This is a genomic window from Enterobacter sp. E14S (genome assembly GCF_055666685.1).
This window is the reverse complement of record NZ_JBVODQ010000001.1, coordinates 238,459-260,754: the sequence shown is the minus strand read 5'-3', so window position 1 is coordinate 260,754 and position 22,296 is coordinate 238,459. Positions and strand designations below refer to the sequence as shown.

20 protein-coding genes and 1 pseudogene are annotated in these 22,296 nt (G+C 58.6%); 11 read left to right on the top strand and 10 right to left on the bottom strand.

Annotation, left to right across the window (positions count from 1 at the left end; all coding sequences use genetic code 11):
- Positions 1-82 precede the first annotated feature (82 nt).
- Positions 83-1,108 carry an LLM class flavin-dependent oxidoreductase gene (locus ACZ6J2_RS01300; protein WP_032657621.1) on the bottom strand — a complete coding sequence of 342 codons (1,026 nt, stop codon included), beginning with the start codon at positions 1,106-1,108 and terminating at the stop codon, positions 83-85.
- 177 nt (positions 1,109-1,285) lie between these two features.
- Between ACZ6J2_RS01300 and yajD the strand changes: the two genes are divergently transcribed.
- Positions 1,286-1,633: an HNH nuclease YajD gene (gene yajD, locus ACZ6J2_RS01295; protein WP_003857471.1), complete on the top strand. Its 348-nt coding sequence runs from the start codon at positions 1,286-1,288 to the stop codon at positions 1,631-1,633.
- A gap of 28 nt (positions 1,634-1,661) precedes the next feature.
- Here yajD and ACZ6J2_RS01290 read toward each other — a convergent pair whose 3' ends face one another.
- Positions 1,662-2,447, bottom strand: a complete 786-nt coding sequence (locus ACZ6J2_RS01290) for a MipA/OmpV family protein (RefSeq protein ID WP_471724559.1) — start codon at positions 2,445-2,447, stop codon at positions 1,662-1,664.
- 124 nt (positions 2,448-2,571) lie between these two features.
- On the opposite strand from ACZ6J2_RS01290, the gene ACZ6J2_RS01285 reads away from it, so the two are divergent.
- The 4 genes and pseudogenes from ACZ6J2_RS01285 to ACZ6J2_RS01270 all read left to right on the top strand — a co-directional run bounded on the left by ACZ6J2_RS01285 (position 2,572) and on the right by ACZ6J2_RS01270 (position 8,760).
- On the top strand, positions 2,572-3,267 hold the full coding sequence (locus tag ACZ6J2_RS01285) for a response regulator (protein WP_471724558.1): 696 nt from the start codon (positions 2,572-2,574) through the stop codon (positions 3,265-3,267).
- Positions 3,264-4,459, top strand: a pseudogene (locus ACZ6J2_RS01280) (sensor histidine kinase). The gene ACZ6J2_RS01285 and the pseudogene ACZ6J2_RS01280 overlap by 4 nt, the downstream one beginning before the upstream one ends.
- 78 nt (positions 4,460-4,537) lie before the next feature.
- The gene (locus ACZ6J2_RS01275) at positions 4,538-5,686 is read left to right on the top strand and encodes an efflux RND transporter periplasmic adaptor subunit (RefSeq protein WP_471724557.1); all 1,149 of its coding nucleotides are present in this window, start codon (positions 4,538-4,540) and stop codon (positions 5,684-5,686) included.
- Positions 5,683-8,760 carry an efflux RND transporter permease subunit gene (locus ACZ6J2_RS01270; RefSeq protein WP_471724556.1) on the top strand — a complete coding sequence of 1,026 codons (3,078 nt, stop codon included), beginning with the start codon at positions 5,683-5,685 and terminating at the stop codon, positions 8,758-8,760. The genes ACZ6J2_RS01275 and ACZ6J2_RS01270 overlap by 4 nt, the downstream gene beginning before the upstream one ends.
- A gap of 22 nt (positions 8,761-8,782) precedes the next feature.
- On the opposite strand, the gene ACZ6J2_RS01265 is transcribed toward ACZ6J2_RS01270, so the two are convergent.
- Complete coding sequence (locus ACZ6J2_RS01265) at positions 8,783-9,550, bottom strand: arylamine N-acetyltransferase family protein (RefSeq protein ID WP_471724555.1); 768 nt, start codon at positions 9,548-9,550, stop codon at positions 8,783-8,785.
- A 96-nt stretch (positions 9,551-9,646) separates the two neighbouring features.
- Between ACZ6J2_RS01265 and ACZ6J2_RS01260 the strand changes: the two genes are divergently transcribed.
- The gene (locus ACZ6J2_RS01260; RefSeq protein ID WP_471724554.1) at positions 9,647-11,101 is read left to right on the top strand and encodes an aminotransferase-like domain-containing protein; all 1,455 of its coding nucleotides are present in this window, start codon (positions 9,647-9,649) and stop codon (positions 11,099-11,101) included.
- Here ACZ6J2_RS01260 and ACZ6J2_RS01255 read toward each other — a convergent pair.
- Entirely contained in the window at positions 11,073-11,957 is an 885-nt protein-coding gene (locus tag ACZ6J2_RS01255; protein ID WP_471724553.1) for a LysR family transcriptional regulator, read from the bottom strand. The genes ACZ6J2_RS01260 and ACZ6J2_RS01255 overlap by 29 nt on opposite strands.
- A gap of 136 nt (positions 11,958-12,093) precedes the next feature.
- Between ACZ6J2_RS01255 and ACZ6J2_RS01250 the strand changes: the two genes are divergently transcribed.
- Complete coding sequence (locus ACZ6J2_RS01250; protein ID WP_471724552.1) at positions 12,094-13,074, top strand: NAD(P)H-dependent flavin oxidoreductase; 981 nt, start codon at positions 12,094-12,096, stop codon at positions 13,072-13,074.
- A gap of 40 nt (positions 13,075-13,114) precedes the next feature.
- On the opposite strand, the gene ACZ6J2_RS01245 is transcribed toward ACZ6J2_RS01250, so the two are convergent.
- On the bottom strand, positions 13,115-14,170 hold the full coding sequence (locus tag ACZ6J2_RS01245) for an SDR family oxidoreductase (protein WP_471724551.1): 1,056 nt from the start codon (positions 14,168-14,170) through the stop codon (positions 13,115-13,117).
- Positions 14,171-14,267: 97 nt separating this feature from the next.
- Between ACZ6J2_RS01245 and ACZ6J2_RS01240 the strand changes: the two genes are divergently transcribed.
- Both ACZ6J2_RS01240 and ACZ6J2_RS01235 read left to right on the top strand, forming a co-directional pair.
- The gene (locus tag ACZ6J2_RS01240) at positions 14,268-15,155 is read left to right on the top strand and encodes a LysR family transcriptional regulator (protein WP_471724550.1); all 888 of its coding nucleotides are present in this window, start codon (positions 14,268-14,270) and stop codon (positions 15,153-15,155) included.
- A gap of 81 nt (positions 15,156-15,236) precedes the next feature.
- Positions 15,237-15,506: a hypothetical protein gene (locus tag ACZ6J2_RS01235; protein ID WP_126786120.1), complete on the top strand. Its 270-nt coding sequence runs from the start codon at positions 15,237-15,239 to the stop codon at positions 15,504-15,506.
- Positions 15,507-15,518: 12 nt separating this feature from the next.
- On the opposite strand, the gene umuC is transcribed toward ACZ6J2_RS01235, so the two are convergent.
- Together umuC and umuD are read right to left on the bottom strand one after the other, a co-directional pair.
- Positions 15,519-16,781: a translesion error-prone DNA polymerase V subunit UmuC gene (gene umuC / locus ACZ6J2_RS01230; RefSeq protein ID WP_085841737.1), complete on the bottom strand. Its 1,263-nt coding sequence runs from the start codon at positions 16,779-16,781 to the stop codon at positions 15,519-15,521.
- Positions 16,765-17,199, bottom strand: a complete 435-nt coding sequence (gene umuD / locus ACZ6J2_RS01225) for a translesion error-prone DNA polymerase V autoproteolytic subunit (RefSeq protein ID WP_471724549.1) — start codon at positions 17,197-17,199, stop codon at positions 16,765-16,767. The genes umuC and umuD overlap by 17 nt, the downstream gene beginning before the upstream one ends.
- 288 nt (positions 17,200-17,487) lie before the next feature.
- On the opposite strand from umuD, the gene ACZ6J2_RS01220 reads away from it, so the two are divergent.
- Entirely contained in the window at positions 17,488-17,688 is a 201-nt protein-coding gene (locus ACZ6J2_RS01220) for a hypothetical protein (RefSeq protein ID WP_023311485.1), read from the top strand.
- Positions 17,689-17,733: 45 nt separating this feature from the next.
- Here ACZ6J2_RS01220 and ACZ6J2_RS01215 read toward each other — a convergent pair whose 3' ends face one another.
- Positions 17,734-18,600 (bottom strand): aldo/keto reductase family oxidoreductase, encoded by an 867-nt coding sequence (locus tag ACZ6J2_RS01215; protein WP_039262712.1) that lies wholly within the window; start codon positions 18,598-18,600, stop codon positions 17,734-17,736.
- Positions 18,601-18,744: 144 nt separating this feature from the next.
- On the opposite strand from ACZ6J2_RS01215, the gene tcp reads away from it, so the two are divergent.
- Complete coding sequence (gene tcp, locus ACZ6J2_RS01210) at positions 18,745-20,406, top strand: methyl-accepting chemotaxis citrate transducer (protein ID WP_471724548.1); 1,662 nt, start codon at positions 18,745-18,747, stop codon at positions 20,404-20,406.
- Between the two features lie 27 nt (positions 20,407-20,433).
- On the opposite strand, the gene smrA is transcribed toward tcp, so the two are convergent.
- Together smrA and ACZ6J2_RS01200 are read right to left on the bottom strand one after the other, a co-directional pair.
- Positions 20,434-20,997 (bottom strand): DNA endonuclease SmrA, encoded by a 564-nt coding sequence (smrA, locus tag ACZ6J2_RS01205; protein ID WP_471724547.1) that lies wholly within the window; start codon positions 20,995-20,997, stop codon positions 20,434-20,436.
- 355 nt (positions 20,998-21,352) lie between these two features.
- Positions 21,353-22,264 (bottom strand): LysR family transcriptional regulator, encoded by a 912-nt coding sequence (locus tag ACZ6J2_RS01200; RefSeq protein ID WP_023311481.1) that lies wholly within the window; start codon positions 22,262-22,264, stop codon positions 21,353-21,355.
- Between the last annotated feature and the right edge of the window lie 32 nt (positions 22,265-22,296).

Below are 22,296 nucleotides of genomic sequence, written 5' to 3'. Positions count from 1 at the left end.
GTACTGCCCCTCCTGTCTTCGCGATAAGCGCCCGGATAGTTACAGATTGAGAATCACGCCACGCGCTATCTCTGCGCGTCGACTACTCGCGCCAGCCCATTGCCGGTGCGACGTGTTTGAGAATGGATTCAATCACGTGCGCATTGTAATCCACACCGAGCTGGTTCGGCACGGTCAGTAATAACGTATCGGCTTCGGCAATCGCGTCATCCTTTTTCAGCTGTTCAATCAGCTTATCCGGCTCCGCCGCATAGCTGCGTCCGAAGATCGCACGCGTTTTCTCATCAAGGTAGCCCACGCTATCGCTGTCGTTGCGGCTGGCACCGAAATACATCCGGTCGCGGTCGTCCATTAGCGCAAAAATGCTGCGGCTGACCGACACCCGCGGCTGGCGCGTATGCCCTGCCTCTTTCCAGGCCTGACGGTACGCGCGGATCTGTTTTGCCTGCTGAATATGGAACGGCTCGCCGGTCTCATCGTCCTTCAGGGTTGAACTTTGCAGGTTCATTCCCAGCTTTGCGGCCCATACGGCCGTCGCATTGGAACCGGCACCCCACCAGATACGCTCGCGCAGCCCTTCAGAATACGGCTCCAGACGCAGCAGCCCCGGCGGATTCGGGAACATAGGCTGCGGATTGGGTTTGGCAAACCCTTCACCGCGCAGCACCTCAAGCAGCACCTCAGTATGACGGCGCGCCATATCCGATTCGTCTTCCCCTTCCTGCGGGACATAGCCGAAATGACGCCAGCCATCAATGACCTGCTCCGGCGAGCCGCGGCTGATGCCAAGCTGCAAACGACCGCCGGAAATCAGATCCGCCGCGCCCGCGTCTTCGGCCATGTACATCGGATTCTCATAGCGCATATCAATTACGCCGGTACCGATTTCGATGGTTTTCGTTTTTGCGCCAATGGCCGCCAGCAGAGGGAACGGCGAGCTAAGCTGTCGGGCAAAGTGGTGCACGCGGAAATAGGCGCCGTCTGCCCCCAGCTCTTCAGCCGCCACGGCTAAATCAATGGACTGCAGCAGCGTGTCTGCCGCCGAGCGCGTGCCGGACTGCGGAGAAGGCGTCCAGTGACCAAAGGATAAAAACCCGATCTTTTTCATAACCATGTGTCCTGATAATGCTTTGCGTCCTATACACTTTACGCATTACCCGGTAAGAATAAATGCCGTTTATTTAACGGAAAGCATCAAATAAATTGACTGAATAGCGGGGTTCGTCATTCCGCTCCATAATGCGATATAATCTTCCCCCTCTTTTCATGGCAGGTAAAACCGGCAATGGCTTTGATCCCCAAAAACTACGCGCGGCTGGAAAGCGGCTATCGCGAAAAAGCATTAAAAATCTATCCATGGGTGTGTGGACGCTGCTCGCGCGAGTTTGTCTATTCCAATCTGCGCGAACTCACGGTGCACCATATCGATCACGACCATACCAACAACCCGGAAGATGGCAGCAACTGGGAGCTGTTGTGCCTGTTTTGCCACGATCACGAGCATTCTAAATACACCGAGGCGGATCAGTACGGCACCACCGTTGTTGCAGGGGAAGACGCGCAAAAAGACGTGGGCGTCGCCACGTTTAACCCGTTTGCCGATTTAAAAGCGATGATGGACAAGAAGAAATAATCCTCTCGTCCACTCGTGCTCCTCGAACTTAAAATGTCCAGGTGATAGCGGCGGTTGCAGCTCCCTCATTGCGCCGCATCACGATCGGGCTGTTATTCGCACGATCGCCAAGCCAGGTATAGTCCGCGCTCAGAACCGTTCCCCAGTGGGCATCGAACTGATGGCTCCAGGTCAGGCTGGTGTCGACGCCATAGAATCCACCCGGCGCAGCATAGCGGCGATAGCCGGTGCGGCGGCTCTGCTGCTCGCTGACCCCATACCAGGTATTCAGATAACGGCTGTCGCCAAACAGGGCCGCAGACTGAAAGGCGACCGTGTCCTGATTATTTTGTACCGGGATTAGCGTAACGGAAGCCTGATAGCTTCCCCCCTGGCTGTCCGTTAACGGCAGCGTCGCTTTGCCTTCCATACTCAGCCATGGCGCCGCCTGCCAGCCGACGGCAAGGCCGGTATTCAGGGTGGCATCAATGTCTCCCATCCCTTTCAGATTGTTTGCGCCCTCACGCCAGCCAGAATTTTTATCAGCCCTTCCGAAGTCGTAGCCCAGCGTGTGTTCGAAATACCAGCCGGTGTCGTTTTGCAGGTCATATCCCCCCCCTTTTTGCGCATCAATAAAGAAAGCGCCTTTACGACCCTGCAGCACCGGAACCACCTGCCACACCTGCTTGTCTGAGCCTGAGTAACGTGGGGCATACTGTCCCCCCAGCCCGACGGTTAAGGAATCGGACGCGGCACCATCATCCGCCTGCGCGCCAGAACTCACGGCCATCAGAAGCGGGACGGACATATACAGGACTTTTTTTATCGCTATCATACTGCTCTCCATACGGACGCTGGCGCCTCCTGATACGGGGGCGGCCACACAACGTTGGCGCAGTATGATTTGGCTGAATCAATGAATCGTCGGGATAGTGTTAAGAAATTGTCAAGGTGAACGGATGTTGTCCAGAAGAGTGCTGATTATTGAAGATGACGCCGATGCGGCTGGCGTGCTCGAGGCCTATTTACGGCGGGAAAATTACGACGTGACCATTACCGGAGACGGTCATTCCGGGCTGGATATGGCGCAGCGGTGGAAGCCCGACCTCATCCTGCTGGACGTGATGCTGCCGGGGCTTAACGGCACCGAGGTGCTGGCTGGCCTGCGTCGTAAAAGCGATGTGCCGGTGATCATGGTCACGGCCATGGGGGATACCCCCGACCGCATTGGTGCCCTGCGGTACGGTGCCGATGATTACGTTGTGAAGCCTTATCATCCGGGGGAAGTGGTGGCTCGGGTGCAGGCGGTGCTGCGGCGCAGCAGTAAAAAAGAGACGGACGAAGCGATCCTTCGCTGGCAAACGCTCGAGGTGGACGTGGCCGCCATTGTGGCGAGCGTGGATAACGGCGGCGACGCGCCCGTGATGCTCGATCTTACGCCAACGGAATTCTCGCTTCTGGCAACGCTGCTGCGTTCTCCGGTGCACCCGTTCTCCCGCCAGTATTTACTGGAGCACTGTCTGCCGGAAAGCGAGGCGCTGGAGCGCGTGGTAGACACCCATATTTATAACCTGCGTAAAAAACTCGAAGCGGCGGGGATCTCCGGCGTGCTGATCAACGTTCGCGGCGTGGGTTACAGGTTCAGACAGCCATGATTAAAAATCAGCACTCCTCTCTGTGGCGCTGGATTTGCGCGCGCATCCTGGCGCTGGCTATCGGCAGCGTGATCGTCATTGCCACCTGCATGTGGCTGCGCTATGCGGTTCAGAACTACTGGATAATGGGCAAAATGCCAGCGGCGGTCCGCCAGGAGTTTCTGACGCTCAGCCAGAACCCGCAGGCCAATCCGGCCCGCTTCCACTCGATTGTGGACACCTGGTGGGGCCTGAGCTATTCCACGCCGTCTATCGCCTCAGCCGACTGGGCCACGGTGGCCCTGCTGGTGCTGGTGATGATCCCGTTTATCGTGGTGATGGGGCTCAAACACGCCCGGCCGCTGGCGCTGCAGTTCAGCCGCCTTCGCGATGCGGCAAAGGATGTCGCCGACGGGCAGTTTGGCCGCCAGGCGGAACTGATCGAGGATGCGCCGGCTGAAATGGTCAGCTTTGCAACCGACTTTAACTCCATGACGGGGCAACTCGCCCGCTATGAAAAAGAGCTCCGCGCCTCGCACGTCGCGATGGCGCACGAGCTGCGCTCGCCCCTGACGGCCGCCATCGGGCGTCTGCAGGGCATGTTAGACGGCGTGTTTGACGCCAGCCCGGCGCAGCTCGGCATGGTGATGAAACAGCTCCAGCACCTCAACCGCCTCACCGATGAGCTTCACCTTCTCTCGCTTGCCGACGCGGGTAACCTCGTGCTGGAGGACCAGCCGTTTTGTCTGGATGAGCTGATTCAGGAGCGGGCTGCCTGGATCATGCCCCAGGCTGACGCGCATCATTTCCGGATAACGCTTCGCAACCCGCGCACCAGCCCCTTCAGAGGCGATGCGTTCCGTCTTGGACAGGTCGTTACGATCCTCATGGAAAATGCGCTACGTTACGGGCGCGATGGCGGCCACCTTGAGGTGGCGCTGCACTACGCCAGCGGGCACTACACCCTCGAATTTAGCGATGACGGGCCGGGCGTCTCGCCCCAGTTCTTACCGGAAATGTTTAAACGCTTTAGCCGCGAGGAGCAGTCCCGCGCGCGGCATTCCGGTGGCAGCGGCCTCGGTTTATCCATCGCCGGGCGATTTGCGAGGCGCATGGGGGTGAAATTAGCGCGTCATTACCGGAAACCGGCGGCCTCGCCGTGCGCATTTTATTGCCCTGGCATCCGTCCGGTAATGAAAATTTCCACTCTTGATAAAGCCTTGACAGAACATCGAATCTTTCTCGACGTAGCGCGCATTTAATAACGCCATTCCCTTTATGGAGCGGCGTTATGTCAGACGAATTTTTTCTCTCCCTCCGCCACTGCCTGCATCATTTGTACGGCGTGGCGCGCACCCTTTCCTGGCTGCATTTTCTTCCCCTGGCCCTGCTTGCGCTGACGATTTTTCCGCTGACCGGCTGCGGTGATAAACACGAAAATAGGCCCGATCCTGCGCGAGCGGTACGCTACGTCGTCGTCGGGGCCGCCCAGATCCTTCCCGCGCTGGAAAGAACCGGTGAGATCCATGCCCACGATGAAACGACCCTGAGCTTTCGGACCGGGGGCCGGATACTGACGCGCAGCGTTGATATTGGCGACCGTGTCACTGCCGGACAGCTGCTGGCCACGCTTGACAACACGACCGGGCAAAACCAGCTCGACAGCGCGGCGGCCGACTATGAAGGTGCTAAAGCCTCGGCGCAGGTCGCCGCGCTTAACGTCAGCCGAATGCAAAAGCTCATGCCAACGGGCGCGATAGCCCGCACGCAGCTCGACAGCGCCCGTGCGGACTGGCTTGTCGCCCGCGCTCGCTTAAAAAGCAGCGAGGCCGCGTGGCGAAATGCCCGCGAAAGCCTCGGCTGGACGCGCCTGATCGCGCCGCAGGCGGGCGTCATCACGGCCGTGAACGCTTCTGCGGGGCAGGTTGTCAGCGACGGTCAGTCCGTGCTGACGCTGGCAACGGGTGAAGCCCGCGACGTGGCGTTTGATATTGCCACTCCGGATGCGATCCCGCCTCTGGATAAGGCGGAGTTGCGGGTTTCCCTGCTCAGCGACCCGTCGGTACAGGCGTCTGCCGCGCTGCGGGATATCACCCCGCAGGCCGATCCTCAGACCCGCACCTGGCGCGTCAGAGCCACCCTGCAAAACCCGCCGACGGTCATGGCGCTGGGTGCCAGCGTGACCGTCACGTTGCCATCGTCAGCCCCGCACGGGTACACCCTTCCCGCGTCCGCGCTGACCCGCATTGGCGACAAACCGGCCGTTTTTGTGATTACCCCGCAGTCGCGGGCGCAGCTGCGCGCGGTGGTGCCCGCGAGCTATACGGCCTCCTCCGTCATGATTGCCTCCGGCCTTGAGCCCGGCGATCGGGTGATTACGGCGGGCGTGAGCACATTGCGCACCGGCGAGCCGGTGGTTGCCGGAGAGGTTCAGCCATGAACACAGGACCGGAAGCCAAATTTAACCTCTCCGCCTGGGCGCTGAAGAACCAGCAGATGGTCAGCTTTTTCATGCTGCTGGTGATTGCGATGGGGGTGTTCTGCTATGAGAAGCTGCCGCGTAACGAAGATCCGGCTTTTACCATCAAAACGGCCGTCGTCTCCGCGCAGTGGCCGGGAGCCTCCGTGGCGGATACCACCCGCCTGCTCACCGATACGCTCGAAAAAAAGCTGCAGGAAACGCCCTGGCTGGACTATCTCGAAAGTGAAACCCGGGCCGGACGCACCGTTATCCACGTCAACCTCCGGGACGATACGCCCCCGCAACGCGTGCAGGATATCTGGTATCAGGTTCGCAAAAAAATGCAGGACATCGCGCCGTCCCTGCCTGCAGGGGTGCAGGGCCCTGCCGTGGACGACGAGTTTGACGACACGTTCGGCACAATTTACGCCTTTATTCCTGAGGGTTTCACCCTGCGCGAGGTGCGGGATCGCGCAGAGACAATACGGCGCGAGCTGATGTCCCTGCCGGATATAGGCAAAACCACCCTGCTGGGCGAACAGCAGGAGCAGTGGGTTCTCGCCTTTTCTCCGGCGCGCCTGGCCGGGATGGGGCTCGATATTCAGGAGATTGCCGACGCCCTCCGGGCGCAAAACGCCGTTGTCCCGGCAGGAACGATGCGTACCGAAAAAGAGAACATGGCGATCAAGGTCAGCGGAGCGCTCACGACCGAAGAGAGCTTACGCGCCGTCACGCTGCACGTGAACAATCGCTATATTCCGCTGACCGACATTGCCACCGTCACCCGGGAAATCGCCGAGCCGCCTGCCCCCGCTTACCGGGTAAACGGCAAACCGGCTATCGGGCTGGCGGTGTCGATGGCGCCAACGGGCAACATGCTGCGTTTCGGCGCTGCGCTGAATGCCAGAATGGCGGCCCTCAGCGCCGGGCTGCCGCACGGTATCGAGATGGTGAAAGTCGCCGATCAGTCAGCGGTGGTCAGTGACGCGGTAAGCGGGTTTATCCGGGTGCTTATCGAAGCCGTTGTTATCGTGCTGGCGGTTTCATTTGTCTCGCTGGGGTTACGGGCCGGGCTGGTGGTGGCGACGGCCATCCCGCTGGTGCTCGCCATGACGTTTGCCGGCATGATGCTCGCAGGTATTGGCCTTCAGCGTATCTCGCTCGGGGCGCTGATCATTGCGCTGGGCCTGCTGGTGGATGACGCTATGATCGCCGTCGAAACGATGGTCTCCCGGCTGGAAGCGGGGGATTCCCGTCGGCACGCGGCCACCCATGCGTTCAAAACGACGGCCTTCCCGATGCTCACCGGTACTCTGGTAATGATTGCCGGTTTTATTCCCGTTGGTTTTGCGGCCTCCAGCGCCGGTGAATACTGTTTTTCCCTGTTTGCGGTGGTGCTCATTGCCCTGCTCTGCTCCTGGGCCGTCGCGATCCTGTTTTCACCGCTGACGGGCACGTGGCTGCTGCCGGAAAAAGTCAGACATCACGCGGCGGGACCCGGAAGGATCGCGCGCGGATACGGACGGCTTTTACGCCTGGCACTGCGTCACCGGGTCGCTACCGTGCTGTTCGCCCTTTCCGCGCTCGGACTGTCCGTGTACGGCACGACGTTTATGCAGGGCGAGTTTTTCCCCGCGTCGGACCGGCCCGAGCTGCTGGTCAGCCTGACGCTGCCGGCCAACGCGTCGCAGTCGGAAACGCTAAGAGAGGTGGAAAAGCTGGAAAAGGCGCTGGCCGGCAACGGCAACATCGATCGCTATTCGACGTACGTCGGGTCGGGCGCCATCCGTTTTTACCTGCCGATGGACGTGCTGCTGGAAAATGAAAATATCGCCCAGATGGTCGTGGTGGCTAAGGATCTTGAGGCGCGGGATCGTCTGCATGCGCAGCTCAACAGGATCCTGGCGACGCAGTTTAGCGACATCATCACGCGCGTGTCGCCCCTTGAGCTGGGGCCGCCCGTCGGCTGGCCCATTAAATACCGGGTGAGCGGGCCAGACTATCTGCAGGTTCGGGCGTTTGCGAACCGTCTCACGGGCGCGATTGGCCGGTCTCCGTTCTCACGCGACGTTAACCAGACGGCCGGAGAGCCGGAGAGGGTCATCACCCTTAAGGTGAATCAGACGGCGGCCAGAGCGGCGGGAATATCGTCAGAAAGCCTCGCCCGCACGCTGAACACCGTCTGGTCCGGCAGCGTTGTCACCTCCATCAGGGATAACGACCGCCTTGTCGACGTGGTGCTGCGGGCCACGGACGATGCACGTCACAGCACCGCCACCCTCTCCTCGCTCACGATTCAGGGGAATGACGGTAAAAAAATTCCGCTCAGCGCCGTCGCGACGCCGGTCTGGGGCGTGGACGATCCGGTCGTCTGGCGTCGGCAGCGCGTGCCCTTCATCACGGTGCAAACGGACCTTGCTCCGGGGCTGAAGGCTGAAGCGGTATCCGCGGCGCTGCGTCCGGCGGTCGACAAGCTGCGCGCGAGCCTGCCCGCAGGTTACAGCATTGAAGAAGGCGGCGCGGTTGCCGAATCGGATAAGGGGAACAGCTCCGTCTTTACCGTTCTTCCGGTAACGCTGGTCATCATGCTGTTGCTGCTGATGCTTCAGCTGCGGCGTTATTCCCGGATGCTGCTGGCCCTCCTGATGGCCCCGTTTGGCTTGCCGGGGATCGTGCTGGCTATGCTGCCCGGCGGCACGCCTATGGGGTTTGTCGCGCTGCTGGGCGTCATCGCTCTGGCGGGGATGATCGTACGCAACGCGGTGATACTGATTAGCGAGGTTGACAGCAATCTTGCTCAGGGGATGGCAAACGATGCCGCAATTATGGCGGCTGCGGAGCACCGGGCCAGACCCATCTGCCTGACCGCCTGCGCCGCCATTCTGGGCATGATCCCGATCTCTCATCAGGTCTTCTGGGGGCCAATGGCCTATGCCATTATCGGCGGGCTGCTGGTCGCGACGCTGGTGACGCTGACCGTGTTACCCGCGTCGTTTAGCCTGCTGTTACAGTGGGGAGCTCACCGCAACGCCGCAGAAGACGGACTGCGCTAAGGCCCCCTCGTACCCCGACAGATTACGCGGCGGTCAGCGCAAAACGGTCTTTCAGGACATGGCGGATTTCATCCTCCGCCAGCTGCCGCGTTTCAGTGCCGTTCGCCGTGATGGTTTTCAGCATATCGCCCAGCAAAATCTGGCGTCCCTCCGGGCTGTGCTGCACCACCACCCGCTTCTGCACAAAGATGGCATCCGGGTGCGTGGAGTTAAGGTAGTTGGCCGGAACGAAGTCAATCCATTCCTGAGGGGTGAGATCAAAGCCGTACTGCCGGGCCCACTCTCCCTCCACCTTCGCCTCAAGCAGATACTCACCCTCCGCGCTGCGGCTCAGTCGGAACGTGTCGAAATCCTGCGTGATATCCACATCAAGCGTATCCAGCGCCATCGGCGCACGAATGCCGTAGCTGCCGAACCCGAGGTCGCAAAGCCACTGTCGGCTATCTACCTCAGCGACGATCGCCATGTGGGTTTTCGGCCGCCGCGCGGGGTAGAACATCGGGCGCGCCGCCACGAAGCGGTAAGGGATCCCTAACGCCTCCAGCGCCATGGCAAAAAGCCCGTTTACCTCATAGCAGTAGCCGCCGCGCCCCTGCGTTAACACCTTATCGGCGATATCGTCTGGCGCCAGCGAGACAATTTTGCCCGCCTGAACGTCCAGATTTTCAAAGGGGACTGAAAAGAGCTGATGGCGCATCAGCGCATGCAGGGTGGCCGTATCGGCACCCGCCGGTCCGGTGTAGTTTATGCGTTTGAAATAGGTGGAAATGTTGAAATTATCGCTGTGCATAATGCCTCCTTGTCCTGAACATGCCGGACACTATAGATGGCGCGCATCATTGGCTGTATAGTCAGTTTTATCGAAAATTAGCCTGAACAGTTACCCATGTCTGCCCCGTCCCAGTCCTCTCCTCACTATCGCCGTATTGCGGATATGCTGCGTCTTACCATTACGTCCGGCGCGCTGCGCGCCGGTGACAGGATGATCTCCGCGCGCAAACTGGCCGAACGCGAGCGCGTTAGCCTTCCGACGGCGCTGGAGGCCCTTCGCTGCCTGGAGGCTGAAGGGCTGATCGTTGCGCGCCCGCGTTCAGGCTATTACATCCGTCAGACCAGCCAGCCTCCGTGCGCGGAGCCCGCGCGTTCCACGCCGGGCCCGGTCCCCGTCACCCTGTCCGCCGTGGCCCGGTCGCTGTTCAGCAGTGCAGAAGCCCGGCTGATCCCGCTGGGCGCAGCCCTGCCCGATCCCGCGTGGCTGCCGGGAGATGCGCTGCAGCGGGCGTTGCACTCTGCGGGCCGTCGTCTGGACGCGCATGGACAGAGCTACAGCCTGCCTCCGGGAAGGCGGGATTTGCGAAGCAAGATTGCCGCGCGCTCTGCCCAGTGGGGAGCCCGGTTCGGCGCGGACGATCTCATTATTACCGCAGGCGCGACGCAGGCGCTGCGCCTGGCCCTTCGGGCCGTGTGCCAGCCGGGTGACGTCGTGGCGATTGAGCAGCCAGCCTACTTTGGCACGCTCCTGCTGCTGGAGGATTTAGGCCTTAAGGCTTTAGCGATCCCCACCGACCCTGTGGAAGGCCTGCTGCTGGAACCGCTGGCGGACGCCATTCGCTGCCACCGCCCCGCGGCCGTTCTGGCCTCGCCCACGGTGCAAAATCCTTTGGGTGCCAGCATGCCCGTCGCGCGCAAGCAGGAACTGGTTGCCCTGCTTGAAGAGGCTGAAATTCCTTTAATTGAGGACGATGTTTACGGTGACCTGGTCGGCGAGGGGCAACGCCCTCCGGCCTGCAAGGCGTTCGACCAGAGCGGGAATGTGATCTACTGCAGTTCCCTGTCCAAAACGCTTGCGCCCGGATGGCGAATCGGCTGGATCGCCGCCGGACGCTACTCCCCGCAGGTCTTACAGGCCCGCATGGCCGGAGAATGGGCTGGCGCCCCGCTGCTGGAAGCGGCGACGAGCGACGTTCTGGCGAGCGGCGACTACGATCGCCATCTGCGGCGGCTGAAGCGTCGGATCGCAGAGGGCGTTCGCGCCGTCGTGCCGCAGGTCAAGGCGAGCTTTCCGCCCGGTACGCGCGTTAACGTGCCCGCTGCCGGTTTCCTGCTGTGGGTTGAACTGCCTCAGCGGGTCAACGCGCTGGAGGTGCACCGTCGCGCGCTGGCGCTGGGCATTGGCGTCAGCCCTGGCCCCCTGTTTTCACCTGCCGCAGAGTTAACGCACTTTCTGCGGCTGAACTGCGCAAACGAACCCACGCCCCGCCTGCTGAACGCCGTGGAACAGATTGGCGCGCTGTGTCACGAGCTGGCTGATTTCACACCAGACTCTCCAGCCATTCGGTAAAGACCCGCACCTTGCGGGAGAGATGACGGTGTGGATAGAGCAGTGACAGCTTGCGGTCCGGCGAACGATAGTCCGGCAGGACTTCAACCAGAAGACCGCGGTCTATGTAAGGCTGGAGAAAGAGATTCATCCCCTGCATTAACCCCAGTCCGGCAAGGCCTGCCGCGATGTAGGCCTCTGAGTTATCCACGACAAGCTTACCGGGCAGGGTAATTTCCGCGATGCCTTCTGGCGTGGTAAACGTCCACGGATGAATTTGTCTGCTGCGGTTATTAATCCAGTTGATGGCCTGATGTTTGCGTAAATCATCCGGCGTTTCTGGCGTACCGTGTTTTGCCAGCCAGGCCGGGCTGGCGCAGGTCGTGATTTTGATGTTCCCGATTTTACGCGCGATGTAGTCACCGTCCTCCAGCTCTCCCACGCGCAGCACGCAGTCCAGGCCATCCCGCAGCATATCCCGACGGCGGTCAGAGCTGCTCAGAATGATGTCGATCTCAGGATGCTGACGATAAAAATCAGGCAGATTAGGTATCACCCGCAGCGTGGCAAAAGAGACCGGCATATCCACACGCAGCTGGCCGTGTATTGCCCGGCCTGTACCAAACGACTCCAGTAACTCGTCCGCCTGCGCCAGCAGGGGTTTGCTCCGGCGATAAAAGGCTTCCCCATCCGGGGTCAGGCTAATCCGACGCGTTGTGCGCTGCAGTAGCCGCGTGCCGCTGTGTTGCTCCAGAAGCTGTAACGCTTTGGTGACCGCCGGGCGATGGACCTGCAGATTCTCCGCCGCCTGACTAAGACTGCCTGACTCAACAATTTCAATAAAAATTCGAATAGATTCAAAGAGGTTTATTTGCATAAGGAATGTTTTTGTCGCGGGCCGCGATAAAATTATTGTTATTAAATTTATAACAGTGATGAATGTTTTTGGCTATTTTTCCTAACAATCCTGCGCCCTACACTCTTCCCCATTCAAACGTAAGGGAGAGTCTGCTATGAAAAATAACCGTATTTGTCAGATCCTGGGGATCGAAAAACCTGTTATTCAGGGGCCGTTATCCTGGCTCACAGATGCCCGTTTAGTTGCTGCGGTCAGCAATGCCGGAGGGCTCGGCGTGCTGGGGCCCAATGCCGGTTTAACCGCCGACACCACGGTCTCCACGCCGGAAGAGACCGCCGAAAAAATGCGTGAAGAAATTCGTAAAACCAAACGGCTGACCGAGAAACCCTTTGGCGTGAACCTGATCCCCACGGCCGTTAATGACGTCTGGACAGGTCCTATTCTTCAGGTGGTGAAAGACGAAGGCGTCAGGGCCGTGGTGTATACGGGCTACGGGGAAGGCAGCATTATTCCCGCGCTGTTCCGCGAGTTAAAAGAGGCGGGTATCGCCATTATCTACCGCGATATCAACCCAACGCCGGAGAACACCCGACTCGCAGAAGAAATGGGGGCTGACATTATCGTCGCCACCGGTTTTGATGAGGGTGGGACGTTACCCGCAACGGTGCTTGGCACCTTTTCCATCGTGCCGCTGATTGCCGATGCCGTGAAGTACATTCCGGTGATGGCCGCGGGCGGCATTACCGATAACCGCACCGCCAGAGCGGCCCATGCATTGGGTGCGGAAGGCGTGTTTGCCGGTTCGGTGTTTATCAGCACGGAAGAAAGCCGCGTGCCGCAGGGCGTCAAAGAGAAAATCGTTGCCGCCAACGGCCTCGATTTGCTGCTTTTCCGCACCGTGCCCCATTACTACCGCGCGCTTCCCGGCAAGCTGGCGGAAAAACTGGCGGCGATGGATAAAGCAGGCGCAAGCAACGACGCGCTGGGCAAGGCGATGGGAGGATTACGGGGCCTGCGCCTGGGCATGCTTGAAGATAATACCGATGAAGGCTATATCGCGCTCGGCACGGGGATTGGGAACATCCGCAGCGTGAAAAGCGTGGCCGAAGTTGTGAATGCGTTAACGGTTGAGTAAGCACCCGGCGTCCTGGCCTGCACCAGGACGCCCAGGCTCATCAGGGAATAATCCGCGCGTCTCTCAGCCGCGCGAACAGGCTGAAAAACATCTCATCGGTCGCCTGCATTTGCGTGAAGCCCGACCGCCGGAGTTTGCTCCCGTCACCAAACATGTCGTAATCCCAGCTAAAGACAAAATCGGCAAACCGCCCGTCGCTCAGCTGCAGAATATCCGCTTCCGCCAGCCCCTCTTCGGCAAGCTCGCGCCATACGCCGCGATAGCCGTTAAACAGCTGATGAAATGACAGCCTCACCGGCGGCGCAGAGTCCAGTTCAAACCAGCGTGCAATGCGCGGCCACAGCTCGCTCCAGCGCCAGATATCGCCATTGTTTACGTTGAACGCCTGATTCTGTGCCGCAGGTGACTCGGCGGCCCACACCGTGGCCTCGGCCAGCAGCCCGGCGTCGGTATGGTCAACGATGCTGTGCCAGGCCTGTTCCGAACCGGGAAAACGCAGCGGTAACCCCAGCGCCCTGCACAGGGAGGCGTACAGGGCGATGCTGAGCGCAAGGTTCATGGCATTACCCGGTACCGCGCTCCCCACCACGCCAGGCCTGATGGCATTCCAGTGCCAGCGTTTCCCCCGCTGAAACTGGCTGAGCCACGCGAGCTGCGCGGCGTTAAATTCGGCACCCGGTACGCCGGGATCGCTTTCCCGCGCCGGGGTTTTAAACGGTCCCAGATGCGCACCATAGACTTTGTACCCCTGCATCAGGCTTACCGTCTGCAAAGGCGCCGTTTTTTCGAGGGTGCTGACCAGATTACGCAGCATGGTGACGTTTGGCTCAACCATGTCCGTCCAGTTCGCCGCATTCGCCCAGGCGCTGTAAAAGATGTGGGTGACACCGTTCAGGTCGTGCAGCGCCCGCGCGGTGTCCTGCGCGTCCAGTAAATCGACGTTCACCACGGGAATGCCGTCCGGATGGGTTACCTCGCGGCGACTGAGGCCGATAACCTCCCACTGATGGTGCAGGAGCGTGTTGACCAGCTGTCTGCCGACAATGCCGCTGGCGCCCGCGACCAGGGCGACGTTGTGTTGCTGCATCTTATTCATGGCGTTTCTCCGGAAAGGGTGACAGACGCAGTGTGATCTATTATTTTTTCTGGAGATATCCCCTGAAACCGATGGCACTTATAAGCAGAATCATTAAATGAATAATAAGCTCACCGCCATTTCTACCTTTCTACGCGTCGCTGAAGCGGGCTCGTTTTCAGCGGCCGCCCGTCAGACCGGCATTAAGCAGTCCGCTGTCAGTCAACATATCGCGGCGCTTGAGGATGAGCTTGGCGTGGTGCTGCTGCACCGTACGACGCGTACGATGAAGCTGACCGAACAGGGTGAACGTTACCGGCGAGATATGCAGCTTGTGCTGGACGCTATGGGGGAAGCGGAAAGGCGTTTACATCCTGCCGATCATCGCGTTCAGGGACGCGTCCACGTCCAGCTACCGAGCGGCCTGGGGCAGATCATTTTGCCGCATCTGCTGGCGCTACAGCGCCTGCATCCCGAACTGCAGCTGATGATTTCCCTGGATGACCGCCTTGCCGACCTGGTGACGGAGGGCGTGGATGTCGCGATACGGCTGGGCAGTGAGCCTCCGCAGGCGCACGCGGCTCGCGTGCTGGCGCGTATTGAAGCCGCGCTTTTTGCCGCTCCCGGTTTTCAGGCGGTACACGCCGTCAGCGAGCTGACCACGCTGCCACACGTACGGTTCAGCGGTATTCCCCTGGATGCCCCCCTGCGCCTGATTGCCGACGAGGAAACGGTCGAGATCAACGTGCATACCGTTTTCCGTGCCAACACCAGCGACGCGCTGCTGCAGGCGCTGGAATCCGGCATCGGTATCGGCGGCATGCAGCGACCGCTCGTGGCCAGGGCGCTGCAGGCGGGCACGCTGGTACCGGTGCTGCCCGACTGGCGGTTACCCGATCGCTTCCTCTATGCCATCTATCCTGACGCCCGCTTTATTCCGCAGCGCGTCAGAAAGGTCGTCAGCGTGATCGAGCAGTTACTGCCTGAAATACTCAAGAAAAACTGATTGTTCCCCCGGAAATCACGTGCATTTTTTAACCGCCAGGAATAGAGTGTTTTTACCGTATCCCCTCTTTCTGGAGCACGTATGCCGGATTACCGTTTTTTCCAAAAAGGCCCGAACCTGATTGCGATCGAGAGCGCAAACACCGATGCGGCCGCTCAGCTCATCGCTCAGGGGTTTGAAAAACAGTTTGAGGAGATTGGCGCCGCGGATGAAAAAGAGGCGCTTACCCGCCTTGCCGATATCCGTAAAAATAACGAGATCGATCGCCATAACTTCCTGGCCGGTGCGGGCGAAATGCCGCTGATCGGCGCGCTGGCGGCTGCGGCAACCTGGTTGGTGCAAAAGAAATAACGCAACCATCCTCTACTTCGCCACCGGCAAATCGGCGTACCGCGTCGTATAGGCCGGTGACAGCATCTCACGCTTCATCGCCCAGGATTTCTCGATACCCTGCCCGGCGAACCATATCTTCCCTTTACCGGAATGATTTACGCTGTCCATCATCTCCATCAGCGCCGCGCTGTTGGCGCGCAGACGATTATCGTCAAACAAATTAAGCTGGGCGACGCCGCTGCTGAAAAAGTCCGCCAGCATGACCCCGGCTTTCATATAGCGATAGCCGTCGAGCCATATGCGCCCCAGCGCCTCCGTGGCGGCGCGGATGATATCGCGCGAGTCATTGGTGGGCGTCATCAGGGTGACAGAAGCCTGATTGCCGTAATAAATTTCGTTATCCGCGTGCGGGCTGGTGCGCACAAATACGCTGATAAAACGACAGTATTGATGCTCGCCGCGCAGTTTTTCCGCAGCACGTTCCGCATAGGCGCAAATGGCCTGGTGCATCTCTTCATATTGGGTAATACGGTGTCCAAACGAACGGCTACAGATGATTTGCTGCTTAGTGGGGGTGAACTCCTCCAGATCAAGACAGGGCTCACCGCGCAGCTCGCGGGCCGTACGTTCCAGTACCACGTTGAAATGTTTGCGGATGACCCAGGACGACGCTTCCGCCAGCTCCAGCGCCGTGGTGATCCCCATAGCGTTGAGCTTTTTCGTGATGCGCCGCCCTACTCCCCACACCTCCTCTACCGGAACCTTTTCCAGCAGCTTACGCTGCCGCTCGCGGCCTGAGAGATCGACCACGCCGCCAGTGCCGGACCACCGTTTCGCCGCATAGTTGGCCAGCTTCGCCAGCGTTTTGGTCGGAGCAATACCGACGCCAACGGTTAGGCCCGTATTTTTAAAGACCTCTGTGCGCATCTGGTGACCGAACGCTTCCAGCGACAGGCAGTGGCTGACCCCTGAAACGTTCACGAACGCCTCATCAATGGAGTAAATCTCGATTGCCGGGGCGAGATCGGTCAGCGTCTGCATGACCCGACTGCTGAGATCGGCATACAGCGCATAGTTCGAGCTAAAGACGTAAACTTTTGACGGGTATAGCTTTTCTTTGAATTTAAAATACGGCTCACCCATTTTTATGCCGAACTGCTTTGCCTCCCGCGACAGCGAAATAATGCAGCCGTCGTTATTAGACACCACCACAATGGGTTTCCCCTGCAGATCGGGGCGGAAGACCCGCTCGCAGGAGGCGTAAAAGCTATTTACATCAACCAGCGCGAACATGTTTATGCGTTTTGAGCGTGTGGGTGACGACGCCGAAGATCTGCAGCTCCTCTTCAGACTGAAAGGTAATTGGCTGATAGCGGGCATTATGCGGCAGAAGTCTCAGAACCGGGCGGGTCTGTAGCTCTTTCACCGTAAACTCACCGGCGACCGACGCCACGACGATATCCCCGTGTTCGGCATTTAACGAACGATCGACCACCAGCAGATCGCCGTCGCCGATCCCCGCCCCAATCATGGAGTCTCCACTCACCTTGATAAAATAGGTCGCACTGGGGTGTCTTACTGCCAGTCGGTTAAGATCGAGCCGATCCTCCACATAATCCTGCGCCGGGCTGGGAAAACCACAGGCAACGCGTTCTAAATACAAAGGTAATTCAATGTCTTGTTTTGGGTGATAAGAAAAGAGAGTGTCCATAATGCCTTTCTCGCCAGATGCTGTATATAAATACAGTATTACGGATTATGGACAAGGATCAAGGTCATTTCCAAAGGCGAACCCAAACGCGTTGAAGTTTGAGCGGTTTTAATTTAGCAACGTTGCCCGCCGTTAACAGGCCTGACAGCAAAAGTCATATAAAAGTCATCTAGTTTATGACTTATAAAAAAATAACATCACTATGCAATAACTACACATTGACTTTTGAATCAGATAAAAGCATATTTTACCGAGCGAATTAACAAGACTTACTGGAGAATATTTTCAATGCCAGCCCGTGACTATCCAGACAAGCGTGTTGCACGCGGTCTGGCAAAGGAGGCCGATCTCAGGATGTTGAGCGCCCGCATCGATCCCGATCTGATGGAGTACATCAGAACCACCGCCTTTGAGACGCGTAAGAGCAAGCAGGAGATTGTGGCGGAAGCGTTAGCGCTGCACAGGCAGAAAAGTCAGACAGGAGCCTAAGCGCGCAAAGCCGGAAGCACCCTCCAGGCTTTGCGCGTGTTACCTTTAATCCCTCAGCGAATTCAGCGTTTCCAGTGCTTCAGGCGGCAACCGCAGCTCCCCCGCCGCGAGGTTTTGCCGTAAATGCGCCACGGAAGATGTGCCTGGGATCAGCAGAATATTCGGGGAACGCTGCAGCAGCCATGCCAGCGCAACCTGCATTGGCGTGGCGCCCAGTGAATCCGCGACGGTCTTCAGCCCGGAAGATTGCAGTGGCGTAAAGCCTCCCAATGGGAAGAACGGCACATACGCGATCCCCTGCTGCGCCAGCAGATCCACCAGCGCGTCGTCACCCCGGTTCACAATGTTGTACATGTTCTGCACGCACACCACCGGGACCATCTTCTGTGCTTCCGCAACCTGGGTGGCCGTGACGTTGCTCAGGCCAATATGACGCACCAGACCCTGCTGCTGTAATTCGGCCAGGGTGGAGAGCGGTTCAGCAATCGACCCTTCCGCCGGCCCGTGCGCGCTAAACATGATCCGCAGATTCACCACGTCCAGCACGTCCAGCTGCAGATTACGCAGGTTGTCATGCACCGCCTGAGTCAGTTCCTGCGCGGAAAAGGCCGGCAGCCAGGCACCTTTGTCGTTGCGACGGGCGCCAATCTTGGTGACAAGCGTCAGATCGTCCCGGTAAGGGTGAAGCGCCTCGCGGATCAGCTGGTTAGTGACATGGGGACCATAAAAATCACTGGTATCAATGTGGTTCACCCCCGCCGCCACCGCTTCGCGCAGCACGTCCAGCGCGGCCTGCTTATCCTTCGGTGGACCAAAGACGCCCGGCCCGGCGAGCTGCATCGCACCGTAGCCCAGTCGTTTTACCGTTCGCGTCCCGAGCGCGTACGTCCCGCTTTTATCAATGCTGCTCATGTTAACCTTCCTCATAAAAATGATCCGGATTTACAACAGGTTCCTCACCGGAGCCCTTAGTTAAGCGCGAGTTAAATTAAAGTTTAAATTCTATACGACGATAGTATTGGTGTACCTCTGCATCCTTTCTAACGGACGACCGCTATGCTGAAAAATTTGCACGTGATTACCGGTATTATCTTTGCCCTCACCATATTCTGTCTGCTGCAAGTTGTCACGGGAGGGTTGTTCTACTCTGCCGTCAGCAACGATCGCCATAACTTCCAGAATTCCGGCGTGCTCAATGCCCAGCAGGAAAGCCTGAGCGACAGCGTGAACACGCTGGTGAAAACGCGCGTCACCGTCACCCGGGTGGCGATCCGCTACCTGAAAAACCAGCGCGACCCGGCTTCCCTTGCGGCGATCAATAAACTGCTTGGCACCGCAGCCGACTCGCTGGCAAAAGCCGAAGCCTATAACAAAGAGTGGCAGAAGCTGCCGCAGGTTAACGGCCAGGAGGCGACATTAACCGACGAGATGCAGAAATCCTGGAACCAGATGCACGAAGTGATGCGCTTATCGATTGAGTATCTACGTGCCGACAACTACCAGGCCTATGGCGATCTGGACGCGCAGCAGGCGCAGGACGAGATGGAAGCGGTCTATAACCGCTGGCGCGCCGAAAACAATACCCTGCTGAAGGCCGCAACCGAAGAGAACCAGAGCAGCTTCACGCAGATGCAGTGGACGCTGGCGGCTATTCTGCTGGCCGTTATCGCGGTTCTGGTGGTCATCTGGCAGGGTTTACAACATCTTCTGTTAAAACCCCTCCACTCCATTATGGACCATATTCGCGCCATTGCAGGGGGCGACCTGACGCAGGAGATCGCTATCTCCGGTCGCAATGAGATGGGCCAGCTGGCCGCGGGCCTGCATGAGATGCAGCAGTCGCTGGTGACCACCGTCAGCGCCGTACGGGGAAGTACGGATTCCATCTACACCGGCGCAGGCGAAATTGCCGCAGGGAGCAACGATCTTTCCGCCCGCACCGAGCAGCAGGCCGCCTCGCTCGAAGAGACCGCCGCCAGCATGGAAGAGCTGACCGCGACGGTTAAACAGAACTCCGATAACGCCCGTCAGGCCACGCTGCTGGCGAAAAACGCCTCTGAAACGGCCGCGCGCGGCGGTCACGTCGTGGATAACGTGGTTCGCACCATGAACGAAATCGCCGACAGTTCACAGCAAATTGCGCATATTACCGGCGTGATCGACAGCATCGCGTTCCAGACCAACATTCTGGCGCTTAACGCAGCGGTGGAAGCGGCACGCGCCGGGGAACAGGGCCGTGGTTTTGCGGTTGTTGCAGGTGAAGTCCGTACGCTGGCGAGCCGCAGCGCGCAGGCGGCGAAAGAGATCAAAGGGCTTATCGAGAACTCCGTCAGCCGGGTGAATACCGGTTCTGAGCAGGTCAGCGAGGCTGGCACCACCATGAAGGAAATTGTCGCCGCCGTGACCCGCGTGACCGATATTATGGGTGAGATTTCATCTGCCTCTGACGAGCAGAGCCGCGGTATTGAGCAGGTGAGCCTGGCCGTTTCGCAGATGGACAGCGTGACGCAGCAAAACGCCGCGCTGGTGCAGGAGTCCGCCACGGCGGCTGCGGCACTGGAAGATCAGTCCGAGCAGCTGCGCCAGGCGGTAGCCGCGTTTCGTCTGAACGGCAAAGAAAAAGCGGTCGCCCCGCGCCCGGCCAATCTGAAAACGCCACAGCTGCTGCGCCCGGCGACGACTACCGCCTCTACCGACAGCAACTGGGAAACGTTCTGAGTCACCGGCGGGCGGGGAGATCGCCCGCTAGCGGCTGCGCTTGGCGTGCCGCTCCCAGTTTTCCTGTTTTGCTTCATCCGATTTTCGCAGTGAAACATAACATGCCCCGCTGCCGCCGTGATGCGGCAGCGCCACGCAGAAGGCCTGCACTTCCTCGAACTCGGTTAACCAGCGCGCAAGATAACTGCGCACCACATTGGGATGCGAGTTCTGCTCGCGCCCTTTCCCGTGAATGATAATCAGATTGCGTAACCCGTCTCGTCCGGCCTGGCGAATAAAAGAATAGAGCATCTGACGGCAGCGTTCGGCGGGCTGGCGCAGGAGGTTTAAGCTGGCCTGGCGGGCATATTTCCCCGAGCGCAGCTTATCGATAACGCCCTGCTGTACCCCTTCGCGCTGGAACGCCAGCTGTTCTTCCAGGGGAAGCACGTCAAGAAAATCCAGCGTCAGGAAGTTATCCAGCTGTTCGCTATCCACCTCCTCGCGCGTCCGCGTATTGCGGCTGGGCTGCCAGTGAATATCCGCGCAGCGCTTCAGGGGCTGGACATCTTCCATGGCGTCAAGAAAAAATGATTTGTCGTCAGGGTTCATGGACATCCTCCGGCTACATCTGAGGACTGTACTATACCTGCGCCAGAGACCGGCCTCAATCACCGTTACAGGGCGATGCGCGGCAATAATATTAACCTGATGAATATATATAGTAATTATTAAATAAACTTAAATCAGACTTAACTAAAATTTCAGCAAAGGTAAAATACGTGATTTATGTTAAAATTTCATGAAATCAATCACTCGCCCGCCTTTCATTTTTCAGGAAAGGTGTTATACCTAAATATACCTGCCTCATGGAAATAATACTCAGGATTGGCGAAAGGACGTACTGCTGTGTGTACTATAGGGTCTGTCTGATGTCGGGCAGATCCTGTTTTTTTTAATCTGTATTTCACGCGACGACTATTTTCCTCACCTCCCTTCTGAACTGCGTAATTAATGACTCAGCAAGGGGCGTCTGACGTGAATCACGGCGCTGAATTAAATAATAGGTTGCTTTAGGAAGCGATTCGACAACCGGCAGCATGACCAGACGGTGTGCCAGCAGCGGGTCACAGCCTAGCTCCTGCGGCAATATGCTTAAAAAATCACTTTGCGCGACCAGGCTAATACAGGAAGAAAATGTTTCGCAAACCACACCAATTCGCGGTATTTGCGAACGATCGCTAAATACCTCCTCTAATTGCTTATAATAACTTCCCCGCGGCGTCGGCATTGTCCAGTTATAATGCAGAAGTTCATTAATTGACGTTGCCCCCATTGCCGGGTGACCTTCCCGACAAAATACCGCAAATGGTTTTTCGAAGAGCTTTTCAAACGTAAATTCCTGGTCGTAAGGTCCCTGATAATAGGTGTTGATGGTGAAGTCCAGCTCGCCCTGGCGTAATTCATTGATCATCGACACCAGCTGCCCTTCCATAATCCGCACCTTGACCTGCGGATGCTGCGCATGAAAGCGGGTGATAACGGCGGGCATCAGCGTGCGTGAAACGCTGGCCCCCATCCCGATGTTGATCTGCCCGGCCAGCTCCCCCTGCCGCTGACGGATATCATCCTGCGCCGCGCGCAGCTCTTCCAGAATCAACCTGGCGCGCTGGTAAAAGCCCTCGCCGCATTCGGTCAACGCGACGCCCTTACTCCTGCGCACGAAAAGCTGCGCCGCCATGCCCTCCTCCAGCTCTTTGATGGATTTGGTCAGCGCCGGCTGGGAAAGATTCAGCGTCCTGCTGGCACCGCGAATGCTGCCCTGACGCGCAACCTCAACAAACGCCCGGATTTGATGAAATTTAATCTGGAATGTCATAGCCCGACCGATAACCGTTGTTTATCAGAGTA

Bases quoted from the DNA above. Each gene is read 5' to 3' on its own strand.
- smrA (WP_471724547.1), bottom strand. From the start codon at position 20,997: ATGAACCCTGACGACAAATCATTTTTTCTTGACGCCATGGAAGATGTC.
- ACZ6J2_RS01270 (WP_471724556.1), top strand. From the start codon at position 5,683: ATGAACACAGGACCGGAAGCCAAATTTAACCTCTCCGCCTGGGCGCTG.
- ACZ6J2_RS01265 (WP_471724555.1), bottom strand. From the start codon at position 9,550: ATGCACAGCGATAATTTCAACATTTCCACCTATTTCAAACGCATAAAC.
- ACZ6J2_RS01240 (WP_471724550.1), top strand. From the start codon at position 14,268: ATGAATAATAAGCTCACCGCCATTTCTACCTTTCTACGCGTCGCTGAA.
- ACZ6J2_RS01200 (WP_023311481.1), bottom strand. From the start codon at position 22,264: ATGACATTCCAGATTAAATTTCATCAAATCCGGGCGTTTGTTGAGGTT.
- ACZ6J2_RS01250 (WP_471724552.1), top strand. From the start codon at position 12,094: ATGAAAAATAACCGTATTTGTCAGATCCTGGGGATCGAAAAACCTGTT.
- umuD (WP_471724549.1), bottom strand. From the start codon at position 17,199: ATGGACACTCTCTTTTCTTATCACCCAAAACAAGACATTGAATTACCT.
- ACZ6J2_RS01290 (WP_471724559.1), bottom strand. From the start codon at position 2,447: ATGATAGCGATAAAAAAAGTCCTGTATATGTCCGTCCCGCTTCTGATG.
- ACZ6J2_RS01255 (WP_471724553.1), bottom strand. From the start codon at position 11,957: ATGCAAATAAACCTCTTTGAATCTATTCGAATTTTTATTGAAATTGTT.
- ACZ6J2_RS01260 (WP_471724554.1), top strand. From the start codon at position 9,647: ATGTCTGCCCCGTCCCAGTCCTCTCCTCACTATCGCCGTATTGCGGAT.
- ACZ6J2_RS01245 (WP_471724551.1), bottom strand. From the start codon at position 14,170: ATGAATAAGATGCAGCAACACAACGTCGCCCTGGTCGCGGGCGCCAGC.
- ACZ6J2_RS01275 (WP_471724557.1), top strand. From the start codon at position 4,538: ATGTCAGACGAATTTTTTCTCTCCCTCCGCCACTGCCTGCATCATTTG.
- ACZ6J2_RS01215 (WP_039262712.1), bottom strand. From the start codon at position 18,600: ATGAGCAGCATTGATAAAAGCGGGACGTACGCGCTCGGGACGCGAACG.
- ACZ6J2_RS01285 (WP_471724558.1), top strand. From the start codon at position 2,572: ATGTTGTCCAGAAGAGTGCTGATTATTGAAGATGACGCCGATGCGGCT.
- ACZ6J2_RS01235 (WP_126786120.1), top strand. From the start codon at position 15,237: ATGCCGGATTACCGTTTTTTCCAAAAAGGCCCGAACCTGATTGCGATC.
- umuC (WP_085841737.1), bottom strand. From the start codon at position 16,781: ATGTTCGCGCTGGTTGATGTAAATAGCTTTTACGCCTCCTGCGAGCGG.
- ACZ6J2_RS01300 (WP_032657621.1), bottom strand. From the start codon at position 1,108: ATGAAAAAGATCGGGTTTTTATCCTTTGGTCACTGGACGCCTTCTCCG.
- tcp (WP_471724548.1), top strand. From the start codon at position 18,745: ATGCTGAAAAATTTGCACGTGATTACCGGTATTATCTTTGCCCTCACC.
- ACZ6J2_RS01220 (WP_023311485.1), top strand. From the start codon at position 17,488: ATGCCAGCCCGTGACTATCCAGACAAGCGTGTTGCACGCGGTCTGGCA.
- yajD (WP_003857471.1), top strand. From the start codon at position 1,286: ATGGCTTTGATCCCCAAAAACTACGCGCGGCTGGAAAGCGGCTATCGC.